This window comes from Spirulina subsalsa CS-330 (genome assembly GCF_028330765.1).
Classification (GTDB): Bacteria; Cyanobacteriota; Cyanobacteriia; order Cyanobacteriales; family Spirulinaceae; genus Spirulina; species Spirulina subsalsa_A.
Map to the genome: position 1 here is coordinate 1 of NZ_JAQMTY010000129.1, position 3,967 is coordinate 3,967.

Below are 3,967 nucleotides of genomic sequence, written 5' to 3' on the forward strand. Positions count from 1 at the left end.
AGGATAAATCAATGGCGTTAGTCGTTGAGCCTAGCAACCCTCTGCAACTCTCGTTGTTTGAGTGGATAAATGGTCAGGTAACTGGCTGTTCAGAATCTCCCACTATAGCCCGTAGGGTTTAGTGGGGGAGTATGTCAAGGAGAAGCGATCGCCCTGTTAGAGGAGGCGATCGCCGCTGGCCATGGCATGATCAGCACTCACCAAATGCTCGCGGAACTCTACGATGAGGTGGGTTACCATCAAGCCGCCCAAGCTCAATACATTTTGGCCCACCACCAGAGCAAAGCCGAAAATGATCTCATTGCCCAAGCCACCCTAGAGCAGACCTTGGGTGAACTGAATGTTTTCTAGAGCGAGTACCCCAGGCGATCACCTGGTTTAAACGGGCCCAAGCCACCTACCAAGCCTTTAACGATCAAGAAACCGTTGCCGTGATTCAGGCGGAGCTAGAGCGTCTCGAATCCGATTAAGCTACAGTCTGAAGCCCGATGCGAGCGTTGACCTAGGCGGGCAAGTCAAACCGTTTGAGGGCGGCGATCGCATGGAGACGCACCCGATGATCCACATCCCCCATCAACTGCACCAGGGCATCAATGGCAATCGGATCGCCCAGTTGGCCCCAGGCTTGGGTGAGGGCTTGTTTGAGGCGATAGTCCAGGTTGCGATCGTGGTACTGCCGGTAGTAGTTGAGCAGCAGAGTTGCACCGGCCGGGCGGAGCGACTCCCGCTCAATCCGTCCGACGATGTGGATCGCTTCCACCCCCAATCCCATCGGGAGACGCGGCAGCAACGCCTGTAAGACGGCCAAACTTTCGGGGGTGGCCGTCCAGCCCAGGGCCCGGATTAAATCCTGTTGCAGGGGGGCGGGGGTGGTGGTGCGTTCGAGGACGCGGGCGATCGCCTGCACTGCCGCCGGACTGCCCAAGCGTCCCAAGGTCAACGCCGCCTGCTGACAAACCTCCAAATGCCAATCGTCCAAACAAGGGCACACCGTCGCCAATACCGCCTGCTCCCCGATCTGAGTCACCCGCAACCCCAGGCCCATCAACGCCTCGCGCCGCACTGCCGCCACCGGATCGCGCACCGCCTGCTGGAGCAATGGGCCAATGCGCACATCTTGAAACCCGCTCAATGCTTCGATCGCAGCCTGGCGCACCGTGGGATCTGCATCTTGGGCCACGGTGAGGAGGGGATCAATCACCGCTGGGTGGTGAATTTGGGCGAGGGAGCGCACGGCCACGGGGCGGGCCGTGGGTTGATCGAGGGTCTGGGCAAGGGCCACGATCGCTGGTTGCCCAATCTGAGCCAGTGCCCCGGCTACCACCAAGCGCAATTCGTCATCCTCACTGGTTTGCAACACATCGATCAGGGTGGTGATCACCTGCGGCTCTGGAAATTCGCCGAGAATGCGCCCGGTAAACCAGCGTTCTTCGAGGTCGCGGGTGTCGTCGGTGAGGATCGCGAGCAAGGCAGCGATCGCCCCCATCCCAAAACGCGGCAACAGCTTCGCCACATCCCAACGCTCTTGAAAATCGCCCCAGGCCAACACCAACAGCGCCAAATCCAGGGCGTGTCGTTCTTCATCCGGTGGCGCAACGGGTGCGATCGTGAACCACTGGCGCAGGTGCTGACACACCGCTGACCACTTTCCCAATTGGGCACATTGAGTCGCAGCAGTAAGGGAATGAGACATAAAAATCTAAAAACACCAGTGACAATCAAAACACGCATCATCCAGGTTCAAACCTCTCACGAGCCTGGATCACAACTTCCCCCAGCATAGCCCTGAGCACAGCACAGGGGTGAGTCTTCAGTGTAAAAGAAATTTTCGTTTTCCTCTCCCTTTTTCATGCACAAATCGCATCATTCTCAGAATAGATCCTCATAAAGAAACAAAAGGTGTGCCCAATACTACAAAATTCCGAGGATTTTCTCCATAAGGTGAACCTAATCTTAGACTCAATCCCGTCGCCTCTCCCCAGCCCCAACCCGCCCAGCCCTGAACCTATCTGAATCACTCGCTATGACTAGCCAACCCTCCTTAAACCGATTTGAACAATTGAAAGCTGCCAAAGATGGATTGGCGGTGAAAGATGAACTAGAACAATTTGCTGCCCTTGGTTGGGAAGCCATTGACAAGAACGACTTAGAACATCGTCTCAAGTGGCTGGGTATTTTTTACCGACCGGTGACCCCCGGTAAATTCATGTTGCGGCTGCGGATTCCCAACGGCATCATCACCGTAGACCAAATGCGTGTCTTGGCGGAGGTTGTGCAACGCTACGGAGACGATGGCAGCGCCGATATTACCACCCGTCAAAACTTGCAACTGCGGGGCTTGCGGTTTGAGGATTTTCCCGATATTTTTCGTCGTTTCAAAACTGTCGGTCTCACATCCGTGCAGTCGGGCATGGATAACGTCCGCAACATTACCGGCTCTCCCGTGGCGGGGCTTGATGGTGATGAATTAATCGACACCCGCGATCTGGTCCAAGCGGTGCAGGACATGATCACCAACAAGGGCGAAGGGAATGCCGAATTTACCAACCTGCCGCGTAAATTCAACATTGCCATTGAAGGCGGTCGGGATAATGCCGTTCATGCTGAAATTAACGACATTGCGTTTGTGCCGGCCTATAAAGCGGGTGAACTGGGCTTTAACGTTCTGGTGGGGGGCTTTTTCTCGGCGCGGCGGTGTGAAGCGGCGATTCCCTTAGATGCCTGGGTTCCACCGACGGCGGCGGCGGTGGTGGGGATCTGTCGCGCCATTTTGACGGTGTATCGTGATCATGGCTTGCGGTCGAATCGCCAGAAAGCACGGTTAATGTGGCTGATTGATGAATGGGGTATGGCGCGATTCCAGGCGGCGATCGCAGACCACCTCGGCCACCCCTTAACCCCAGCAGCAGAAAAGGACGAAATTGACTGGGACAAGCGGGATCATCTCGGCGTTCACCCACAACGGCAACCGGGCTTTAGCTTTGTGGGTCTTCATGTTCCCGTTGGGCGTTTGGATGCGGCAGCGATGTTTGAGTTGGGACGGTTGGCGGAGGTCTATGGCAATGGGGAAATCCGCTTGACGGTGGAACAAAATGTGATTTTGCCCTTTATTGCCAATGAAAATTTGCCGATGTTGTTAGCGGAATCGCTGCTAGAACGCTTTCCCTCCGAGCCGATGCCGTTGGCGCGATCGCTCGTCTCTTGCACCGGGGCCCAGTTCTGCAATTTTGCCCTCGTGGAAACCAAGCAGCGGGCCGTTGCGATCGCCCAAGCCCTTGACCAACGCCTCGATATTCCCCACCGGATTCGCATTCATTGGACAGGCTGCCCCAACTCCTGCGGTCAACCCCAAGTCGCCGATATTGGCCTGATGGGAACCAAAGTCCGCAAAGATGGCAAAACCGTTGAAGGCGTGGATATTTACATGGGGGGAACCGTGGGCAAAGATGCCCAACTGGGAACCTGTGTACAAAAAGGGGTCGCCTGTGACGATTTAATCTCTGTTTTAGAATCCCTCATGATCGAAAAATTGGGGGCAACGCCTAAAGCACCCGCCCCATAGGAGGTAGTGACAGCGGCCCGATCAAAATCACGTTAACCACAGCATTTGATCTGGTTGACTGACTTGATCGCCCTCACCCCCAACCACTTTCCCAGAGGGCGAGGGAAGCCGATCCATTTTTCCAGTTCCCTCTCCACTAGGGAGCTAATCCTGTAGGGGTTTGGAAAGAGCCTGAGCCCCCTGCTTAGCAAAGAAGAAACGCTCAAGGGCAGTCGCCAGGACTTTGACCCCAGGCAGAGGTTGCCTCTGGGAAGGAGCAAAACTCACTAACTTCGCTAACGCCAAAGTAGCCTGTCGTAGAGAGTCAACAGCTTGACCCGAGAGGAGACATAAAAGCCTCAGTTCATCGGCATCAAACATCGTCTGAGCCGACTGCTCAGGGTCTTGACGGAGGGCATAAGTCAG

At 55.7% G+C, this 3,967-nt stretch carries 4 protein-coding genes; 2 read left to right on the forward strand and 2 right to left on the reverse strand.

Features of this window, described 5'->3' with window-relative positions; translation table 11 throughout:
* The first annotated feature begins 186 nt into the window (after positions 1 to 186).
* Entirely contained in the window at positions 187 to 351 is a 165-nt protein-coding gene (locus PN477_RS08665) for a hypothetical protein (protein WP_272117726.1), read from the forward strand.
* A 151-nt stretch (positions 352 to 502) separates the two neighbouring features.
* Here the strand turns inward: PN477_RS08665 and PN477_RS08670 are convergent, their stop codons facing one another.
* On the reverse strand, positions 503 to 1,693 hold the full coding sequence (locus PN477_RS08670) for a HEAT repeat domain-containing protein (RefSeq protein ID WP_272117727.1): 1,191 nt from the start codon (positions 1,691 to 1,693) through the stop codon (positions 503 to 505).
* 330 nt (positions 1,694 to 2,023) lie between these two features.
* Between PN477_RS08670 and PN477_RS08675 the strand changes: the two genes are divergently transcribed.
* Positions 2,024 to 3,562 (forward strand): ferredoxin--nitrite reductase, encoded by a 1,539-nt coding sequence (locus tag PN477_RS08675; protein ID WP_272117728.1) that lies wholly within the window; start codon positions 2,024 to 2,026, stop codon positions 3,560 to 3,562.
* 144 nt (positions 3,563 to 3,706) lie between these two features.
* Here the strand turns inward: PN477_RS08675 and PN477_RS08680 are convergent.
* A partial coding sequence (locus PN477_RS08680) for a hypothetical protein (protein WP_272117729.1) occupies positions 3,707 to 3,967 on the reverse strand: 261 nt, incomplete at its 5' end.

Bases quoted from the DNA above. Each gene is read 5' to 3' on its own strand.
- PN477_RS08665 (WP_272117726.1), top strand. From the start codon at position 187: ATGATCAGCACTCACCAAATGCTCGCGGAACTCTACGATGAGGTGGGT.
- PN477_RS08670 (WP_272117727.1), bottom strand. From the start codon at position 1,693: ATGTCTCATTCCCTTACTGCTGCGACTCAATGTGCCCAATTGGGAAAG.
- PN477_RS08675 (WP_272117728.1), top strand. From the start codon at position 2,024: ATGACTAGCCAACCCTCCTTAAACCGATTTGAACAATTGAAAGCTGCC.